The sequence below is a fragment of the Brevibacterium sp. Mu109 genome (assembly GCF_900169375.1).
GTDB classification, from domain to species: domain Bacteria; phylum Actinomycetota; class Actinomycetes; order Actinomycetales; family Brevibacteriaceae; genus Brevibacterium; species Brevibacterium yomogidense_A.
In genome coordinates this window covers 34249-54068 of sequence record NZ_FXZF01000019.1, presented here as the reverse complement: position 1 = coordinate 54068, position 19820 = coordinate 34249, and the positions used below count along the sequence as shown (strand labels likewise).

At 65.7% G+C, this 19820-nt stretch carries 17 protein-coding genes; 5 read left to right on the top strand and 12 right to left on the bottom strand.

The genetic code is table 11. The annotated features are described in order from the left end of the window. Positions 1-33: 33 nt before the first annotated feature. Entirely contained in the window at positions 34-1461 is a 1428-nt protein-coding gene (locus BSP109_RS12055) for a TIGR00366 family protein (RefSeq protein WP_219618541.1), read from the top strand. Between the two features lie 28 nt (positions 1462-1489). Here the strand turns inward: BSP109_RS12055 and cutA are convergent, their stop codons facing one another. Then, positions 1490-1879 (bottom strand): divalent-cation tolerance protein CutA, encoded by a 390-nt coding sequence (gene cutA / locus BSP109_RS12050; RefSeq protein ID WP_101600923.1) that lies wholly within the window; start codon positions 1877-1879, stop codon positions 1490-1492. Positions 1880-2100: 221 nt separating this feature from the next. On the opposite strand from cutA, the gene BSP109_RS17320 reads away from it, so the two are divergent. After that, on the top strand, positions 2101-2244 hold the full coding sequence (locus tag BSP109_RS17320; protein ID WP_180959719.1) for a hypothetical protein: 144 nt from the start codon (positions 2101-2103) through the stop codon (positions 2242-2244). Positions 2245-2277: 33 nt separating this feature from the next. Here the strand turns inward: BSP109_RS17320 and BSP109_RS12045 are convergent, their stop codons facing one another. Further along, on the bottom strand, positions 2278-3966 hold the full coding sequence (locus BSP109_RS12045) for a long-chain fatty acid--CoA ligase (protein ID WP_219618540.1): 1689 nt from the start codon (positions 3964-3966) through the stop codon (positions 2278-2280). Positions 3967-4100: 134 nt separating this feature from the next. On the opposite strand from BSP109_RS12045, the gene BSP109_RS12040 reads away from it, so the two are divergent. Then, positions 4101-4868: a helix-turn-helix transcriptional regulator gene (locus tag BSP109_RS12040; protein WP_101600921.1), complete on the top strand. Its 768-nt coding sequence runs from the start codon at positions 4101-4103 to the stop codon at positions 4866-4868. Between the two features lie 33 nt (positions 4869-4901). Continuing rightward, entirely contained in the window at positions 4902-5405 is a 504-nt protein-coding gene (locus tag BSP109_RS12035; RefSeq protein WP_101600920.1) for a DinB family protein, read from the top strand. A 61-nt stretch (positions 5406-5466) separates the two neighbouring features. Here the strand turns inward: BSP109_RS12035 and BSP109_RS12030 are convergent, their stop codons facing one another. The 10 genes from BSP109_RS12030 to grpE all read right to left on the bottom strand — a co-directional run bounded on the left by BSP109_RS12030 (position 5467) and on the right by grpE (position 18649). After that, on the bottom strand, positions 5467-6969 hold the full coding sequence (locus BSP109_RS12030) for a sodium:solute symporter (protein WP_101600918.1): 1503 nt from the start codon (positions 6967-6969) through the stop codon (positions 5467-5469). After that, the gene (locus BSP109_RS12025) at positions 6966-7229 is read right to left on the bottom strand and encodes a DUF3311 domain-containing protein (protein ID WP_101600917.1); all 264 of its coding nucleotides are present in this window, start codon (positions 7227-7229) and stop codon (positions 6966-6968) included. Before BSP109_RS12025 ends, BSP109_RS12030 begins: the two co-directional genes overlap by 4 nt. Positions 7230-7418: 189 nt before the next feature. After that, positions 7419-7703: a hypothetical protein gene (locus BSP109_RS12020; RefSeq protein WP_101600915.1), complete on the bottom strand. Its 285-nt coding sequence runs from the start codon at positions 7701-7703 to the stop codon at positions 7419-7421. A 111-nt stretch (positions 7704-7814) separates the two neighbouring features. Beyond that, entirely contained in the window at positions 7815-8381 is a 567-nt protein-coding gene (locus BSP109_RS12015) for a hypothetical protein (RefSeq protein WP_146001147.1), read from the bottom strand. Continuing rightward, complete coding sequence (locus BSP109_RS12010) at positions 8378-10057, bottom strand: hypothetical protein (protein ID WP_101600912.1); 1680 nt, start codon at positions 10055-10057, stop codon at positions 8378-8380. The genes BSP109_RS12015 and BSP109_RS12010 overlap by 4 nt, the downstream gene beginning before the upstream one ends. A gap of 1 nt (position 10058) precedes the next feature. Then, positions 10059-12092, bottom strand: coding sequence for a hypothetical protein (locus BSP109_RS12005; protein WP_101600910.1), 2034 nt, complete (start codon positions 12090-12092; stop codon positions 10059-10061). 11 nt (positions 12093-12103) lie between these two features. Beyond that, the gene (locus BSP109_RS12000; RefSeq protein ID WP_101600908.1) at positions 12104-13336 is read right to left on the bottom strand and encodes a hypothetical protein; all 1233 of its coding nucleotides are present in this window, start codon (positions 13334-13336) and stop codon (positions 12104-12106) included. 2 nt (positions 13337-13338) lie between these two features. Then, positions 13339-16080: a fibronectin type III domain-containing protein gene (locus tag BSP109_RS11995; RefSeq protein WP_101600907.1), complete on the bottom strand. Its 2742-nt coding sequence runs from the start codon at positions 16078-16080 to the stop codon at positions 13339-13341. Between the two features lie 22 nt (positions 16081-16102). Continuing rightward, positions 16103-17701: an Hsp70 family protein gene (locus BSP109_RS11990; RefSeq protein WP_101600905.1), complete on the bottom strand. Its 1599-nt coding sequence runs from the start codon at positions 17699-17701 to the stop codon at positions 16103-16105. Positions 17702-17764: 63 nt separating this feature from the next. Further along, positions 17765-18649 (bottom strand): nucleotide exchange factor GrpE, encoded by an 885-nt coding sequence (gene grpE / locus BSP109_RS11985; protein WP_180959718.1) that lies wholly within the window; start codon positions 18647-18649, stop codon positions 17765-17767. A gap of 321 nt (positions 18650-18970) precedes the next feature. On the opposite strand from grpE, the gene BSP109_RS11980 reads away from it, so the two are divergent. Beyond that, a complete protein-coding gene (locus BSP109_RS11980; RefSeq protein WP_101600901.1) occupies positions 18971-19717 on the top strand; it encodes a hypothetical protein in 747 nt (248 codons plus the stop codon). Positions 19718-19820: the final 103 nt, after the last annotated feature.

The following is a 19820-nucleotide window of genomic DNA, read 5'->3' as shown; positions in this document are numbered from 1 at the left end:
GCTGCACGATCCACAACGAACTAGGAAGATCTCATGTCACAGACAACCGGCGCTCCGCAGAAGCAGCGCTTCATGGACAGGTACCTCGCGTGGTTCATCCGGTGGATGCCGGACTCCTTCGTCATCTGCCTCGCACTCACACTCCTCGTCGGCATCCTCGCCTTCTTCCTCACCGGAACCCCGCTGTGGTCGGCTGATGCGGAGACGACGTCCCTCGTATCCGCGTGGACCGGATCGTTCTGGGACCTGCTGGAGTTCACCATGCAGATGGTGGTGCTGCTGGCCACGGGCAGTGCGGTCGCCACGTCACCACCCGCCAAGCGTGTGCTGTCCCGGATCGCGGGCATCCCCCGCACCCGCTCGCAGATGATCATCCTGGGCGCAGTGGTCGCCGCTGCGCTGGGCTTCGTGCACTGGGGACTCGGGATGATGGGCGGCATCGTCATCGGCAAGGAACTCCTTGCACAGGCGAAGCGCAAGGGCATCAAGATCCATGCGCCCGTCCTCGTGGCGACACTCTTCCTGTCGCTGCTGCCCGGTTCAGCAGGAATGTCCGGCGCAGCAGTGCTGTACGCCGCGACTCCTGACTACCTCCGCAGCCTCGTGCCGGAATCGCACAAGGAGCAGACACCTGTCTCCGTCCCTCTCACGGACACCGTGGTCCGCCTCGACTACGGTCTGCTCCTGCTGGTCTGTCTGGTCATCGGGATCGTCTTCATGCTCGTTATGCATCCGAAGGATGCGGCGAAGATGAAGCAGGTGGAGCCGGACGTGCTCGCCGCTGCCGAGGCCGATGCCAAGGTCACCGTCGAACGGAACTCTCCGGCGCAGAAGGCCAATGCGAGCCGCTGGATCATGTACGTGGTGGGCGGAGTCGGGCTGATCTTCAGCATCCTCCACATCGCATCCGTGGGCGCCGCGGGCCTGGATCTCAATGCCTACAACTTCCTCTTCCTCACGCTGGGCATGGTCCTGTGCGCCAACTGGGGTCCGGAGTACTACGCCGGCCTCGTCCGCGAAGGCATCAAGGGCACCTGGGGGTTCATCCTCCAGTTCCCGTTCTACGCCGGGATCTTCGGCCTCATCGGCGCCACTGGGCTGGGCGTCGTCATCTCGAATGCGTTCACCGCGATCTCGACCGCCACCACGTGGCCGGTCATCGCCTTCCTGTACTCGGGCCTCCTCAACATCGCAGTGCCGTCCGGCGGATCGAAGTTCGTCATCGAAGCTCCGTACATCGTGCCCACGACGCTGGATCTGGATGCCGACCTCGGTCTGATCATGCAGGCCTACCAGATGGGTGACGGCGTCACGAACCTCATCATCCCGTTCTTCGCACTCCCCTACCTGGCCAACTACAAGCTCAAGTTCAGTGAGGTCGTCGGGTACACCGTGCCGCCGGTCGTCATCTTCCTGATCGTGACGTGCCTCTACCTCTTCGGCATGGCGGCACTCACGTGAACGGGGTCAGGAACCACCGCCATCGAGGTCAGGGAACGTCGACACTCTCAGCGATCCACGCGAGGTAGGAGTCGCTGCCGCCGGTGATCGGCAGGATGATGAGCTCCGGCTCGTCGTAGGGGTGCTCGCGGTCGAGGAAGTCCTTCAGCGGACCGTCAGCGGCAGCCGCGGTCGTCTTGAAGGTCAGCAGGAACTCCGGGTCGTTCTGCACCTCGCCCTCCCAGCGGTAGTAGCTGCGGATAGCGGAGATCTGCACGCAGGCGGCGATTCCCCGGTCGACGGCGGTGGAGGCGAGGTGCTCCGCGACCTCGCGGGAATCCGTCGTCGTCTCCGCGGCGACGCAGGCGGGCTGGGAACCGAGTTCCGTCGCGCGTTCCGCCTCGGGTTCCGTGTCGGGCTGGTGTGGACTGCCGGTCATGACTCGGTCCTTTCCTCGACGGGATGTTCCCAACCTGGCTGCACCAGGCTGCTCATCCTCGGGCTTCTCCAGTCTGTCAGGCCCCGGTCCGGGTCGCATCAGATGCAGCGCGATGCGACTTCGCTTGTCGTCGCAGACTCGATAGGATGGAGATGCGTTTTTCGAGCCTCCCGCCGCTCCGCGGCGAGTGGCATCCACACTTGTCTGGAAGGAGCGGCTCCATGGGCGACGCCGACATCAACACCATCATCTCCGTCCTCGGTCTTGCGGCACTGATGTTCTCTCCGCTGATCGCGCTCCTGGTGGTTCCGACCGCTGGTAAGTCGCACAACAAGAAGCGCCTGGAGAACGCCACACGGGACTGACTCAGTCGTCAGTCGATTCGGAGATCGTCGTGCTCAGACGTACAGATCGTCGATCTCCGATGCGTAGAGATCGTCGATCACTCGCCGGCGCAGCTTCATCGTCGGCGTGAGCTCATGCCCGGGGCGCCATGCGCTCGGCAGCAGCGTGAACTTCTTGATCTGCTCGACCCGGGCCAGCGCCGCGTTCGCCCGGTCGATCTGCTCCTGCACCCGGCGTTTCAGGTGCGGGTCAGCGAGTCCCGCTTCCCCTGCCTGTGCGGGGTCCGCGACGACCAGCGCCACGTTATAGGGGCGACGGTCCCCGATCACGGCGACCTGCTCCACGAGGTTCCCGGCAGAGCGGATCGCCATCTCGATGGCAGTGGGCGACATGTTCTTGCCGGCCGCGTTGATGATCAGCTCTTTCTTGCGGTCGATGATCCAGAGGAAGCCGTCCTCGTCGATCCGACCGATGTCCCCAGTGCGCAGCCAGCCTGATGCGTCGACGGCCTCCGCGGTCTTATCCGGAGCTCCGTGGTACCCCTTCATCACCTGCGGCCCGCCCACCAGGACCTCACCATCCTCGGCGAGCGCGACCTCCACGGTGTCCAGCGGCCGACCGACGCTGCCCGCACGCAGCGCATCCGGAGTGTTGACAGCGACACAGCAGGAGACCTCGGACATGCCGAGCACCTCGCACAGAGGAAGACCCAGCGCACCGAAGAACTCGACGACGGCTATCGGAGTGGGTGCAGCACCGGTGACCACCCAGGCAGCTTCATCCAGGCCGAGCTTCACGCGCAGTGCCTCTCCGATCGCGGGATCCCTGCGCGCATCTTCCAGGAGATCGCCCGGATACCCCGCCTCGAGTGCGGCCTTGAACTTCTCCCACACTCGCGGAACAGCACCGAACAGGGTGGGCCTGGTGCGCGCCACGGCAGCGGGTACCGCGCTCATGTCCTCGACGCACATCAGCGTGTTCGCATAGGTCATGAAGGCGGAGTAGTGCGACGTCCAGCGGTCCGCGACGTGCGCGGCCGGGAGGAACGAGACCTGCCGCCCCTGCCCCGGCAGCGGAACCGCTGAGTGAACCCCCTGCAGCTGGACCAGCATGCCGCGATGGGTGAGCTCGACTCCCTTGGGCGCCCCGGTGGTGCCGGACGTGTAGATCAGCGTCAGCAGGTCGTCGGGTGCGATATCGGCGGCTGCGGAGAAGTCGAAGTCCGTCGAGGCGGCGGACAGCTCTGCCACCAGGTTGCCGTGAACAGGAGACTCCTGGTCGATCAGGAGGATCCGCTCGATGGACGGAGCTGACTTCCGTGCGGCCTCCAGCGACGTGAGGAAGCCCGCTTCCGCAACGACGACCTCGGCGCCGGAATCCTCCAGGACGAAGGCGATCTGTTCCGGAGCTGAGGTGTTGTAGATGCTGAAGGGCACTGCGCCGAGCATCATGACAGCGGCGTCCACGACGTGGAACTCAGGACGGTTGCGCAGCATGAGGGCGACCGTCTGACCACGGCGGATCCCCTGTTCATGCAGAGCCTGCGCCACTGCGCCGATGCGGTTCAACGTCTCCGCATACGTCCATTCCAGGCCCGTCTCGTGGGAGCGGAGCGCGATCTGAGCGGGGCTCGCGTGCGCAGTGGTGATCAGCAGGTCGGCCATGCTGGTCGCGGTGCGGAGACGATCTGCGATCGCGTCGGCGGTGAAGGCGCTGGAGTGGGGCACGTCGATGTGGGTCACTGGGGGTACTCGCTTCCTCGAGAGTGGTGTCTGCCTCCCATCCTGGGGCGCGGGAACCCTGTCGAACACCCCTGGACCTCGTCGGTGAGCACCCGAACGGGTGGTTCGCGGAGGTGCCGGATAGATTGGCGGGTGTGACTGCCTCAGACCGTTCAGCGCTCGACTTCGAGGATCTGCTGGCCCGATTGGCCGACGTCGTCTACGCCGTCGATGTCGGCGGTCGCTTCACCTATGTGAACCCCGCCGGGTCACGGGTCTTCGGCCGTGAGCCCGACGAGATCGTGGGAGCGCACTTCTCCCTCGTCATCGAACCGGGCGCGCTCGCTGACACGGCGGAGCACTTCCGCCGCGGGATCGAGGGACCGGAGACGAATCCCTTCTTCGAGACGCGGATCCTCCGCCCGAACGGGGAGGTGCGGGAGCTCGAGATCCACGCCGGCAGCCTGTATCGGCGCGGCCGTCTGGTCGGACGGCAGGGAGTGGGCCGCGACATCACGGAACTGCGCCGACTCCAGGAGGAGCTCGCGGAGAAGACCAGCCGTCTAGCGCTCCTCGAGGACCAGCAGCGTGCGGCCATGGACGTGTACCGCCGGCTCAACCTCGTGGCCGGGCAGGTCGTCAGCGACCCGGCCCGCGCCGGACGTGCGCTGGACGCGGTCGAGGACTCGTTCCAGCTGGAGACCGCGCGCTCGCTGGGGCTGCAGGACGACCTGGAGATCATCCGGCTGGTCTCCGACGGCTACTCCAACCAGGAGATCTCCGAACGTGTGCACCTCAGCGTCCACACGGTGAAGGACCGGGTGAGCCGCATTGTCACCGCGCTGGATGCCCGCAGTCGGGCCGGCGTCGCGTCCCGCGCCGCAGAGGCTGGCGTACTCCGAGCGCATCCCCCACAGGACTAGCCGCGCTGGCAGCGCAGGGCGCACACTGAAGACATGGACGCACGAGAACTCCTCACAGACCTCGCCAACCGCCCCCTGCAGGAACTCGACCACTTCTGGGACTCGGTCACCGCGGAGATGCTCAACAGCCATCCTGCCGGTCACCCCAACTCGATAGCGTGGCTCGTCTGGCACACGGGTCGGGAGATCGACGTGCAGGTGGCTCACGCCTCGAGCCGTGAAGAGATCTGGGCCCAGGGCTGGTCCGCGCGGTTCGACCTGGGTGTGTCGGACGATGACATCGGCCTCGGCCACACGGAGGACGAGGCCCGCGCGATCGTCATCGAGAACAAAGACCTGCTGCGCGGGTACCTCTCTGCAGTGACCGACGAGTCGCTCGACTACATCAGTACGCTCAGCCCCGATGATCTGTCTGCGGTCATCGACGAGAGCTGGGACCCGCCCGTCACCCGCGGCGCGCGTCTGGTGAGCATCTACGCCGATGCCCTCCAGCACATGGGCCAGGCGGCATACGTGACGGGGACCCAGCAGGGCTGACACGTCTCCCGAGGCCGGAGCCCGACTCCACACGAGGAGCCAGGTTCCGGCCTCGGCTGCCTCAGGCCTCGGCCTCGTCGGGGTCGTCCCACCGCTCCCGCGCGAAGTCGTGGTGACGACGGCGGATCTTGAGCAGCAGTCGCGAGTCCCTGGGCTTCGTGAAGGGACTGACCGCCACGAAGACGATGATGTTGAGCAGCAGCGCCAGCAGTTCGACGCCGCCTTCCGCGAACGGCCCGGGCGCCCACTGCGGGAACGCGGTGAACACCACCAGGACCGTGAGCCCGACGATCAGCCCGGCGGTGGATCCGGCGACGCTGGCGCGCTTCCAGAAGAGTGCGCCGACGGTCGGGACGATGACCTGGGCAAGCCCGCCGAAAGCCACCAGACCAATGGTGACGAGCAGCCCGGGGATGTACAGCGCTGCGATGTAGGCGAGCGCGGAGAAGACCAGGATCGCCCAGCGGCCCACCCAGACCTTCTTCCGCTCCGGAAGATCCTTCTGGAAGTATCGATCGTGGAAGTCGATCGTGTAGCTGGCGCCCATCGCATGGACCTGCGAGTTCGCCGTCGACATGGCCGCCCCCGCGCCGGCTGCGACCACGACGAGTGCCAGCAGCAGCGGGGCGTAGTCGAGCAGCACGAGCGGAAGGACCTGGTCGGGGTTCTCGATGTCGGGCATGAGGAGAGTGCCGGCGTTGCCCACCAGCATCGAACCCAGGTATGCGAGCGCCATGAGGCCCACGAGGAACGGCATCATGTCGAACAGTCGGGGGCTCTTCGTCGCGTACATGCGCGTCCACATCTGCGGCCCCATGAGTGCACCCAGCGGCGTGATGAGGAACATCGTGATCCACGTCATCCAGACGCCGTCGCCCAGCAGCAGATGGTCGGGGTTCACCTGTTGGATCTCATCGAACATCGTGCCCATCCCGCCCACGTGGCCCACCACGAAGATGCCCGAGATGATCAGCCCGAGGAAGATCGAGACGCCGTAGAAGATGTCGGTCCACGCGATGGCGCGGACACCGCCTGCCCACACGTAGACGATGATGACGACATAGAAGAGCAGGCCGCCCAGCCAGAACGGGACCGTTCCGCCGGAGGCCACCTCCATGAGGTACGCACCGCCGGTGAGCTGGATCTGCAGGTGCGGGACGGTGAAGACCAGCAGCACGATCGCGATGAACGTCGCGAGTTTCGATGATCCGAAGAGGTCCGCGAAGAAGTCCCGCGCGGTGAGGTAGTCACCGCGCTTGCCGTGGAACCAGACGCGCTTGCCGATCCAGTAGTACAAGACGCCGAAGAAGATGTTCCAGACCAGAGCGGTCCAGAAGAGAGGGCCGTCGAGGTAGAAGCTCGCGTTCGAGCCCAGGAACGCGAACGCGCTCCACCACGTGGCGGTGACGGTGAAGAACACCGCCACAGATCCCATCGCCCGCCCTTGGACGAAGTAGTCGGCCGTTGTGGACTTCGAGAAGCGGGAGGCGATCGTTCCGAGGACGAGCGGGATCAGGAGGAAGAAGCCGATGACCACGACTCCTAGGATCTCTGTGGTGGTCATGATGCGGCCTCCTCATCGAACTCGTCGGCGAGTTCTTCAGGGCGTGGGCGTCCCCACCTCGTTCTGTAGGCGATGAACAGCACCACGCAGAGGATCAGCCAGATCAGTGCGTTGAAGCCGTAGATGAACGGCATTCCGAAGATCCGGGGCTCCGCCACATCGTGGTAGAAGAGGATTCCGGGGAACTGTAGTGCGGCGAGACCGGCGATGATGATCGCCCAGTACGTGATGGTCAGAGGCGTCGGCGTCTTTCTGGCCATGAGTCGAGGTCCTTCGGTGAGGTACGACGCAGTGACGCCCCTGTGAGCCTTGACCTGACGAGCTCAGACCCGAAGAGCGGACACTGCGCTGTGTTCGTTGACGGGGTGGTATCAGCGTACGTGAACCGTCAACGGGAAGGCGCCGCTTGGGCAGGCGCCGATGAAAAGCCCGGAAAGCCCGCGCGCCTCCTACTGGTGTCCGCGTGCGGCGTACTCGTCGACAGCGCGCTTCGCCTCGATCAGTCCCGCGCCGGTGGCTCTGCGGTACTCCTTGATCGCCTCGATCGTGCGGCCCTCGGTGACCAGTCGGCGGACGTCGTCGGTGAGCCCCGGGACGGAGGTATCGCGGAGTTCCTTCATCTCCGCCTCAGTCAGACCCGCAGCTACCGCAAGCCGCTCGACCAGCGCCTCGAGAGTCGCCACGCGCCTGGTGAGTGCGTCGATGCGTTCGTGTGCATGCCTGTCTCCGAACATGCAGGTGAGTCTACCGACGCACGACCGCCGGGCGGATGGGAGGACTCAGCCGTGGCCACCGGCCGGCGTAGCGGTGGATTCGCCGCGGAGAGAACGATTGGGGTGTGAGCGTCAGTAGGTCTCCGACCAGAGGAGGTCCTCTTCGATGACAGGATCAGCGCCCTCACCCGCCTCGAACACCATGAGCGAGTCGGTATCCACGCGGTACTGGAAGACGTCGTTCTCCGCAGTCCAGTGCCCACCCGCATCGTCGGCAGGCAGGGCGATTCCCCCTAGTTCCTCGTTCCATCCCACATAGCTGAGGTCTCCGTCCGGGCCCTCACAGATGACGATCTGGAACCGCTCTGTCTCGCCTTCGAGCACAGTCCGCGCATCAGCCTCGCAGTATTCGCCCACGAGCCACTCCAGCTCCGTGTCCTCTTGCGCGACCTCCGCATCATTAGCACCGCCCAACCCTTCCCAGGGATATGACAGATCCTCTTTTGCCCACTCAGAAGCCTGCTGCGAGAAGCCGTAGTAGGCGCCCCACAGCCTGCTGCCGTTCCCGTCGACCGCGAGCCACCAGGAGATCCCCCCGATCACCGCCGCGGTGATGCACAGCTGCCCAACGGAGACCGCATTGCGCACCGCCCAGTATTTCGTCGGCTGGCCATTCTTCATCGAAGATTTGCGACTCATCCTCGAGGCCCCTTCTCCGCGGGCGGCAACTTCTCAGAGTGGGTCAGCGGTGCACCGCCGTGGTTGGAGACGACCCAGTCCATCACCCGAAGCGGCTGCAACGGCGAATCCGGACCCAGGACGTGGGCGGAATCAACGGCGAAGAACCGCCGCTGCGCGAAGTCCAGTTCACTGCGCCGGACCAGGGCATCGCCGCCGTGCTCATGCAACCAATCGCGGATGCCTTCGCTCTCGCCAGGGATCGGCGTGTCGGGAACTACCGCATTCACCACGTCCGCCTTCGTGAGGACGATCGCCAAACGCTTCTTCCGCAGATCATCACCGCTGTCGCGCAGACGATCCACCACACTCCCGTACGCGCCGTCGGCCGTTCCCTGAGCCACCTGGATCTCACGCGGCAGGCCGCTGATCACCAGCTTCTCCCGCATCTCCTGCAGAGCGAGGGGATCCAGCAAGAAGATCAAAGTATCTGCGATGTCCAGATACGCCAGAGAGCGCGATTCCTCGGACCGCACGAACTTCTCCCCCGACGCGTCCATGAGGTGGAGCTCGAGATCCTCACCGGCGCGCTCAATGAGGAAGGGCGCACCGGAGGGTTGTGCCTGCACAGGAGTCTTGTGCACCATGCCGCCGCTTTCGACCGCATTCACCGCTGTCGCGAGCATGTCAGAAGCCGCGTCTGACAGGGCCGCGACGGTGACGTCGCCAGGATCCTGCCGCGAGCGCCGACGGAGTGCGGCCAGCGATGCCGCCAGGAATTGGGTCTTCCCGGCGCCCACGGAGCCGAAGACCGGTGCGACCACTACACGTCGCCCGCCGCTGCCGGGTGGCAGAACCTTGTCGCAGTAGGGGCACAGGGCCGTCAGCGTCTTCGCTGCTTCGCTCACAGTCATCGGCAGGACCTCTGCGCACACGCAGATCCGGCTCCGCAGACCGAGAGGCCCCGGCGAGACATCTCTGTGCACCTCGGAACACTCCGCGTCGGAACAGACGTAGCTGGGCATCGTGGTCCTGCGGTAGCAGTGCGCGCAGGGGATTGAAGCGTTCTTCCGCTTCATCCTCCACGCTTCGCGCCCTCGCACCGCGAGCATCACTGAACGCTGCAATCCGGAGACCAGGCCACGCACGCACCACACCAGCAGGAGCCATAACCCTGTCGCGGCGCTGATCCCCGCCGCCAGTCCGAACGTCGGAACGCCCAGCACCAGTATCCAGAGCCCTTTGAGGACGAGCTGGAGGTACCACGTCGCAGACGACGGCCACGTCCGCCACATCGCAGCGACGACTTTCACGACGACGCGCCGCGCCTCTGTCCGCACCGCCGTCATGTCCGCTCTCAACTGATACGGCGCGTACAGGGGCCAAGCGCGGTCCCAGCCGAAGTGCTCTGCTGCTCCGGTGGGCCGAGCGGTGAACACCTGGCCAGACTGCACCGCGGCAGGGCTCACGACCGTCACGGCAGTGCCGCTGCTGCCGCGCATCGCGCGGAGGGGGAGCCAGATCCCCCAGACGACTCCCGCGGCGAATGTGGTCAAGGCGGTGATGATGCTGATGCCCAGTCCCACCGCGAGGAACCGCATCGTGAGGACGAATACGATCCAAACCGCGATGGCGACCAGTACGACCGCCCCGATGCCGAGTGCGAGCACGACGAGTGCGATCACCAGATAATGCATGTCACACGTCCCTCCGGTCCTTGCCGAACAGGCTGCGCACGGAATCGGCGGCGGATGTCACGCGGTCCCTCATCGTCGGGATGTCATTCAGGATGTCTCGGAGCTCCACGTGCGCCTGCCGACCGCGCGGATCCTGGGGAGCGGCCTCCTCCAGGAGCTCCACGAGAGCCAGCCACGGTTCCAGGTCCTTCGCCCTGGCCGTGCGCGGAACCTGGCGCAGGACGAACTCCAGCTCTTCGAGCAGGTGATCGATCAACGAGGCGGACATTCCCACCTCGCTGCACCAGGTGCGCAACAGCGACACGTCATCAGGCAGCTGCAGGCCGCGCAGCGCCAACTGCCACGTGTCCGGCCCCGGCCGCTCCTGCTGGTTGCGCAGCGAGGTCCCACGATCGTCGATCCCGACCCTCGCCAGGCGGCCTGCGAGGATCCACGAGTAGAAGTGCAGCGCCCCCTGCGACACTTCGTTCCGTCCGGGCTCGAGGAAGTCCCAGAGGCCCTGAGAGAACTGGTCGCACACGGTGTCTGTGTGCTGAGCGTCGGCCAATCTTTCCAGGGCCATCCGCCGCAGCCGGGTGCGCAGCGCTCCCGCCGAGTACCACCGGTTGAACTCTCTGCGAACTCGCCGGGGGTCCAGGAGCGCTGCGCGCAGAGCGCGGTCCACGGCGGGCTCCAGCTGCTCCGAGGACAGTGCCTGCGTCAGCGGCGCGGCGAGCAGCAGGAGTTCGTCCAGCGCATCGTCGGGTGCTCCCAGAGCGACTGAGGTGAGCAGGTCTGCGTTCCGCTTAGGGTCCCCTTGCTGCTGCCAGTTCCACGCACGGTCTGCGTTCAGCTCCCGGGCCCAGACCCCCGCGTGCTGCGGTTCGCGCGACAGCGATTCGAGAGCGGGGTCGAGGATAGCCTGCGCCAGCCCCGGTATCCCGGTCCCTGCGGCAAAGCGCGCCGCACGCGCAGCGCGGCTGAAGTCCTCGGCCCCCGTCAGACGGTAGCTGGCGACTGAATCCGCCAGTTCATCGAGATAGAGCTCCAGGTCATCGCGCTGACCGCGCTTTGCCAGCTCCTCGATCACCGCGATGCCCAGGTCCCACTCCTCACGCCCCGGATGGGTCTCCCTGGTGCCTGTGACCATTTCCGCACCCAAACATCCCCCACGCACACCGATGAGGGGCATCCACCGTCGCGCGATGCTGATCACCTCGAGTGCCTCGAAGGACTCGAGCCTGCGCACCCACTGGCAGACGGCCGCTGCCGATTCCGTGATATCGATATCACTCACAGTGCGCGCCACGAGGTCAATGGAGTGAGTGCCGGCCAATGAGGTGCCGTGCAGGTTCATCAGTGCCGGATGAGCACCCACCAGCCGCGCACCGCCCGCGCGGAATGGCTCCGCTGCAAACGCCCGGTAGTCGAGCGAGAGCGCCGCCTCCTCATCGAGGAGGAGCGTGCCCAGCGCGAACCAGCGCATGACCACATCGAGATCATCGTGCACCAGCACCACGATGCGAGAGCTTTCGTCAGCCACTTGCTCGAGCATGCTGAGATACGCCGGCAGCACCTTCAGCATCCACGGGTCCTCGCACACCCACTCCAGCAGCGACTGCGCCTCGAACTCCGGTGCGATCTCCAGCGGTGCGTACCACTGCTCGCATTCCCTGCTGGCTGCATGCCGCAGTGCCCAACTCCCTGCAGCGTAGAGCTGGGCAGGCCGGTAGGGCAGGATGTCGGACGCATCCCTGGTCACGATCGTCTGGGTGAGCTGGTTCCCGCGCCTGCCGGACACAGTCCGCCCGGTCGATATCCCTCGGGACAGGTAATGCCTGCCGTGCTTGTGGTGGTAAGCGGCGGTGGGCGGATGCTCCAGCTCGTCATCGCCGCTGGGCCACCGGTGGCTGATCCCGTGCTGCAACGTCTCCGTGATGACGGACCGGTCCGCTCCATCGATGCCTACGGACACGGCCTGGAAGCCGAACCCGGCAGCGCCGTCGACGCTTTCGGCCCGGGCCACGTCCGTGAAGATCGTCGTGTCGAACACCATGTTCCGATCCCCTACTTCCCGTTGGAAGGAATGAAGCCACGGGTCGCCATCAGCCACAGCAGAGGATCCGGGACGCGGTGCGGCAGCACCCCGCGTGCATTGACAGTGCGGGCGCGATAGTCGGGCTCTGCGCCGAGTGCGGAGACTCCGAACAGCCGGTAGTTCGCGTATTCGTGTTCGAGCTTGCGCAGCAGCCCGTCACCGCCCCAGCGCTCAACCATCGACTTGATGTGCTCGTGATTGTCCTGCGACTCAGCCTCGTCGAAGACGCCGTCGGTACCTCCGGGCTTTCGCAGCGGGTGATGCTGAGGGACCTGGTCCAAGAACGCGTCGATCTTCGAGATCACCACGGCCAGCGGCACTCTGATCCGTTTACTGCGCTTGATGCTGTGCGCTGTCTGGAGGACATATGTGATGCCGTTGAGAACACTTTCCGGCAGATCGGAGTCGGCCTCCGGGTTCGCTCCCCGCTGTTCGGCCCGGGCGATATTCTCCGGGAAGGAGAACGGGTCCAGCAGAAGGATGATCCCCGACGACTGACCGAGGTACTGCTGCTTCATAGTCTCCTCCTGTCGGGAGACGTCCTCGCCGGCGGAGTCATAGAAGGAGAATATGGTGGCCGAGGTCGTCCTGCCCCGACGGTACTTCCATTCGTAGACGGCCGGCGGCTTCTTCTTCGCCCCGGTCTTCCCCGTCTTCTGCGGAAGTTCTCCCCTCCCCTTCGACATCTCCTCCTCATAGCGGGCCAGCTCTCCCGCGAACCCGCTCTCACCACCGGGGGCGACGATCGACGCATCGAACCGGCGTGCGACGCTGCTGGTGAGTTCCTTGTGCAGGCGGGACAGCAGCACCGTCTTTCCGGAGTTCGGAGCTCCTACGAGCCCGAACAACGGTGAGTCATTGGCCAGGCTGCGCGGCAGGAGGCTATGGCACGCGGGACACAGCCGCACCCCGCTCTGCCCTCCGCAGTCCCCACAGGTCACGGACTCCCTGCCCAGCAGGTCAGCGGATTCGGCAGGGCTGCCTGCCGCTCCCTGCTGCGGGACAGCACCCTTCCGGATCGCCGGCAGCACAGGCTCCGTGTCGTTGAACAGCTGACGGCGCTTCGGATCGGGGGCGGGCTCACACGCCGGACGTCCCGGAGCTCCCATGCCGGAGCAGCGGAACGCCACCTGATTCACATCGAGGTCCTGGTAGCAGTACGGGCATGCGGTTCTCCGCTTGGCGAACAGTGAGGAGAGCATCGTCACCCTTTCATCTGAGCGGTCGGTGGTGCCTCCAGGTGCACGGCCGGATCGACGGGGAACACGCAGATCCAGAAAGGAGACCTCTGCTTCTCAAGCGCCAGCTCGTGGCGGACGCTCGTGGCGGCGGTGAAATCGAGTTCGATGCGTGCGACCGTCTGCCCGTCCTCGGGCCCGTAGGGCATAACACCGCCCTGCTTGCGAACTACCTCCACAGGGATGATGCTGCCCGGTTCTGCGTTGTCTGCTGTGATCACGCAGCGGACGCGTCCGGACAGCAGCGATCTCTTCATGCGCAGGCTGTAGCGCGCGCGTGCGATGCGGCGCTGCGAGTCCCCGAGCGGCACCGCGGCGGCAGGTGACGTCCAATCCTCGCCGTCGGTCTTCACGACTGTAGCCAGTGTGAGGTCCTCCACGTTCGCAGCATCTGCGATTCTCACCCCGCCGTCCTCTCGGTAGCGCGCGCGGCTGATGCGCCGACTGAGGCGGCGAGGACCGCTCCTCCACCCCACCTCGACGATGTGGTTCCCGTCTGGCCACTCCCAGGACAGCCGCAGCTCCGTTCCGAAGGTCTCCACCGTCACCCCGGCCGGTGTGGGAGCCGATCCCGCAAGCAACGGCAGACCGATCAACCCGCCGGAATCGACGATCGTGACGGGAACGATCTTCATCACCGTGGGGAGGCTCGCGAACCGCATGCCTCCCTTACCTCCGACGGACGGGGCGCCGAACGCGGGGAGCGGCGCCAGCCGCTCCCCGCCGCTGCGCTCCAGCTGCCGGTCATCGAGGATCTGCCCCACGCGCACGTCGACCTCACGGGGAAACGCCCAGAGCACCACCTCGAAGCCCTGGACGGCACTCCATGTCGCCTCCAGGACCTGGCGGTCATCCCCGTCCAGCACTTCCAACACGTCGAGGTCCCGGACCTCACTGGCAGGTCCCCGCGGAACGACCGCCACAGACACCGCCTCGGAGACCTGCCGCCCTGAGCTCAGAAGATAGACGGCCTGGACGGAGACGCGGTAGCGCGCGCCGGTGATGAGGTCCTCCATCCGCAGGGATCTTCCGGCGGGAAGCTCGTGCGAGCGGCTCGCCCCGTCCGGATCGAGCCGGGTGACGACGGTGCCGGCCGCCTTGGCCGGCAGCTCCCAGCTCACCTCCGTGCTTGTGAGGTCGGTCGTCGCGGAGACCCGGTTAGCAGGCGCCAGAATCGTGGTCACTGCGGTCGCGGCGTCGGAGTAGGTCTCTCCGTCCCGGCTCGCGAGGACCGCGTAGCCCAGGAGCGTCGCTGTCGGTGCAACGGTGTCCGTGACGGTCATGGACGTGACCCCTTCGGCCACTCGGGTGCCGTCGTCAGGTCCTGCCGGCACTCTGCCTTCGGCGCGGACCACTGTGAAGCGCGTGGCACCGTCGCTGTCCCCCGCCCAGGTGAGCACCACGGCGGTGCCCTCCGTGCGGATCTTCAGTGTGCGCGGGGGCAGCGGCGGCAGTGCCGCGAGCATGGCGTCTAGAGACTCGTCCGCCCGGTCCACGGCGATCGCGTTGCGAAGGGCCTCCGCAGCGGCGTCGAAGTCACGGGCGGAATGGTGCGAGCGGTAGGCGGCGACCCCGGAGCGCTTCCGTTCCTTGAGCTGCTCGACCCGTTCGATGAGAGTCGAGTAGTCACCCGCCTCCTCAGCGTCGGGCGTCGTAGCGACCAACGTACGCTCGGCCTCGGACAGCTGTCCGTCGCGCAACAGATCGCGCACGACTTCCAAGCCCACCCTCGCAGCCCCGTCTCCACCTGCACCGGCTGCCACGGCGTGCACCAGACGTCCGGCATCGCTGCGGGTGATGCCTCGCAGTATCAGGTCGTCGCGGACTGCCAGTCTGGGCATGCCCCGCTCCAGCTGCGTACTGATCAGATCGATGACCGTCAGCACCACCACGTCGCGAAGACCGGCATCGTCACGACAGTGGTCCTTGAGCGCGCCCAGCATCTTCCGCGCATCCTGCAACGGATCAGAATCACGCAGCTGCTCACCTTTCTGGCGCGCACTCTCGATATCGGAGACCGTAATCGCCGTCGTGCCTACCGCCAGTCGACCGATGAGTCCCGCGGAGTCCTCATCCGGGGGCCGGTCCAGCAGCAGAATGTCGAAGATCGACCGGAATTCACTGTGTCGGGTCACGGCGGCCCAGGGGCGACGCAGGTTCGCCGGCAATCCTTCGTCCGGAAGCTCCAGATCTGGCACCACGTCGAGCTTCTGCGCGCGGGCTGCCGCTAAGACCTCGCTCTTGGGCAGATCGCTCAGTCCGAGCCCCGCCAATCGCGTCGCCAGCTCGCCTTCGGTCACCAGCCCCAGAGGATACTCGACACTCAGCTTCTGGATGCCGTCATCGAGCTCGGCGCGCAGGCTCTTGCTCCGGACTACGGCGAGCGACTCCCAGAACGATGGTGAGAACAGGTCCTTCCCCTGCGCCGCCATGAGTTCGTGCAGCTGCTTCAGCAGAGCAGCACTGGGCATGGCGCTCGCCTTGTTGAGCGCGGGGAGCACCTTCCTCTCGAAGCGCTCCCGCAGCGCCTCATCCGTCAACACAGAGGGGAGGGCATAGAGCCTCTGCAGGTCCAAGGATGCGTACGCGGTGCTGGCCGGATCCCGGCGCAGGTCGGCGATCACCGCCTTCAGTCGTGCCAGCTGCTCACCGCGGGAACTGGGCTTCAGAACGTCATTGCGATACGCCTTCGCATCGAACTCGTTCATCGATGGTCCCTCTGCCCGCGCGTCACGACCGCAGCGCCAACGACTCCACGACCTTCGTCTGCGCTGCCACCTGCTCTTCACTCAGCACTGAGACATGGCCGCGCAGCTCGATCGATTCGCCGCTGACTCCGTCGGTCGCGACCAGGGTGACGATGCCCTCACTGGAAATCTGCGCCGACATACTCACGGGGGACTTCTCCGGCAGACCGGTGGGGAGCTGCAGGTGCGCGTCGGTGATCAATCGGTTGTCCGCCACCACTTCGGATTCGCGCTCGCCTGCCTGCTCGTACAAGCGCACTTTGACCGTCGTCTGGTTGGGCACAAGGGTCTGCGCTTCGATCGGATCAGGGTCCAGCGGGATCGGGTCGTTCGCATGCGCGAAGAACCTGATGTAGCCCTCCTCATCGTCCACTCCGCGACTGAACCCGACGCCGATCGACCGCGAGAGGACGTTCTGCACATTCAGCGTGGCGGATGCTCCCGGCAGGAAGGCGCGAGGCGTGGCGTCGGCGGAGAGGCCCACGGGCGACGACTCGTCGCCCGTCATGATGACCTCGTCCACTGCTGCCTGGCCGTAGATCGCGGCTCCCTTCGCGACCGCCAGATCGAACTCCGTGTCCTCGATCTGCCACCCCAGCTGTTCCGTCAGCGCACGAGTCACCTGCGGCATGCGCGACGATCCGCCCACCAGCAGAACTCGATCCACGGAGACTCCCGGATCCTTCTGCTGAGCGATCTCGACAGTGCGCTCGGCGATCTCGACCGTCTGCGTGAGCAGGTGGCGGGTGGCCTCCTCGAACTCCGCGCGCGTCACTTCCACTGTCGACTTGGTGCCGTCGAAGGCAAGACGGAGATTCGTGGATTCGCGCCTCGTCAGTGAGATCTTCGCGCTCTCGGCCTCCAGCCGAAGGTCGATCATGAACTCTTCGTCATGTCGAGGATCCTCGTCACCCACATCTGCTGTGGCGGTGAATTTCTCGACGATCATCTCGACCAGGGCGGCGTCCCAGTCCGCACCACCGAGCTTCCGATTGCCATCGACCGCGACGACCTCCACCTGGCCGTCACCCAGCTTGAGGACCGTGGTGTCGAAGGTTCCGCCGCCCAGGTCGTACACCATGATGGTCTCAGTGCGGTCACTGCGCGCGCCGATCGACAGCGCCGCCGCGACCGGCTCAGTGACGATCCCCACGACCTCGATGCCCGCCATCTGACCGGCCTGGCGCGTGGATTCGCGCTCCTGTGCACCGAAGTAGGCGGGAACCGTGATGACCGCTTTGGTGGCTTCGCCGCCTGATTCCTGATTGGCAACCCTGACCAGCTCTTTGAGGATCAGCGCTGAGATCGCTTCCGGGGAGTACACCTCGCCTTGGAAATCCTGCGGATACTCGGTGCCCATGTGCCGCTTGATCAACAAGCATGCGTTGTCGGGGTCCGCGACTGCACTGCGCTTGGCCACGTCGCCCACGACCACAGATTCCGGCGCCTCGAAGAAGACGACGGACGGGGTGGTCTGGTCCCCTTCGAAGTTGGGGATGATCTCTGCACCACCCAGGTCACTGATCCTGGCGATGGACGAATAGGTGGTGCCCAGGTCGATGCCGTAGACGGACGCGCTCATGGTGACTCTTTCTTTGTTTCGGGAACACACTGGCAGACGTGAGGAGAGCTGGCTGACTCTCTGTCAGGGGTGCAGAAGTGAATCGTCAGGGGAACGCTCTTCATCTGATTCCACGTAGCGGTACACCCCTACCCTTGCGGGCAGAAAAACACGGTCGGCACCGCGGAAGGCGAAGCCCTGCCGCTGAACACGTTGGATGGTGGCCTCAAGGTCCGGCTGGTCCGTGACCTGGGGTCGAGTGGCGTGATGCTTCTTCGTATCGAGGGGCTGACCGACCTCCGCTTCTACGGATTCGAGGTCGTAGAGGTCCAGCAGTTCCTCGATAGAACCCGCGAAGTACTCGAACTCCGCGCTGGAATCAGAATCGTGGTGGATTCTCCTCGCAGCGTCGACAGCCTGGGTATGGAGATTCGCAAGACGTTCGAACACTGGCTTGAGGAGCGAGCGGACCTGATCCTTCTGCAGAGTCTCGACCCGGGAGTGCAGTTTCCGGTTCACATCCTCAGCGGCTGCCGTCCTCGCCTGGAATTCCTGGACCGCGCCCTCGATCCTGATGAGCGATGCTTGCGTCTCCGCAGCTTGGCTCACGAGCGTCTCACGCACTGCGCGCGGCGCGTAGGCCGTTCCGGCTAGGTCATCGTCGCCGATGGTATCCAGCTCCAGCGGACTTGCGTCCTCTTCCACACGGGCGCGGGTATCACCGCTGTCACCTTCGACGGCCTCGGGGCCTGAGTCTGCCGCGAGCGGTGCAACCGAGCGCTCATCGAGGCCCGTTCCCGCAGGGGGCTCCTCGTCCCCCGGCGAGGTCTCGCTGAAAGCTCCGTCGAAACCACTCCAGTCATCCACCGTTTCGTTGACCGCCCTCACCCCTCCTGGCTGCCGACGCAGCGCAAATACCAGTCTGCCAATCGACTGACGCGAGAACCGCGTGCACAGCCCCGCTGGCAATGACCAAGTGTTCCAGACCACAATGATGCGAGGCCAGTCTACACCTACACGGACATGACAATGCGCTGCGCTGATCACCGGCCGCGCCTTCCTTCAGGGACGACTGCAGAAGTGACCCGACCGACCCAGTCGCACCGTCCTCATACTCGCCTGGATTCCGCACCTCGGAGACGTGCGCGGACTGCGAGTCCGCCTGCAGGCGGACCACGTGCGCTGACAGGTGACCCTGTCAATCCACTGACAAAGCGGCGTGTAAAGCCGTGACTCCGCTTGTGTCCCACATGATGGAGACACGAATCGTTGACTTCAAGGGAGGCTGTCATGGACGGAATACTGATCTGGGTCATCGTCGCGATCGTCGTGATCCTCGCCGTCTTGGTCGCGATGTCCTTCATCTTCCGGAGCCGGAACAAGAAGGTCGACCGCGTCAAGGCCGAAGAGAAGCGCGCGGCCGCGCAGGACCGAGAAGAGCAGCTACGGCGTGAAGAGGCACAGGCAGCGGAGACCGACGCGGCAGCTCGCAAGTCTCGCGCCGAGGCGGACGAGAAGGCTGCTCGTGCAGAACGACTCGAGATGGATGCGCAGGCCAGCGGGGCGAACGCCGAGCACCTGCGACACGACCACGACGAGAACCTGCGCGAAGCCGACCGGATCGACCCTGACATCAAGACCGATCGCCACGGCGGACGGGTGAGCGGGGCACCGACTCCCGGGAGCGCGCAGCACACAGCGCAGGGAACCGGGCAGCCGCCGGCGCCACGGAGCGCACAGGCACCCGCAGCAGCTCCGGCTGAGCAGCCGTACCAGGCGCACGAAGCGGTCCAGCCGCCACCTGCTCAGCACGCACCGGAGGGTCAGCCCGCACCGCGGGTCCAGCCTGCACAGCCAGCCCCGCAGGCGGCTCCCCAGGCGCAGCCCGCACCGCTGGGCCAGCCGGCGCCGCAGCAGCCAGCACCGGAAGCACCGGGAGCACCGCAGGATCAGAATGCGGCGCCTCAGTCGTTGCCGCCGGAGACCGAAGATCCCTACGTGCCGCCGCACGGTCAGGGCGGACCACCGCAGCACTGATCCCGGCAGTCTCTGAGGAGACCACCGACGACGGTGCCGCCGCTCCCCTGTGGAGCGGCGGCACCGTCGTTCGCTTGGGGCCGAGTGCCCAACCAGCAGACGC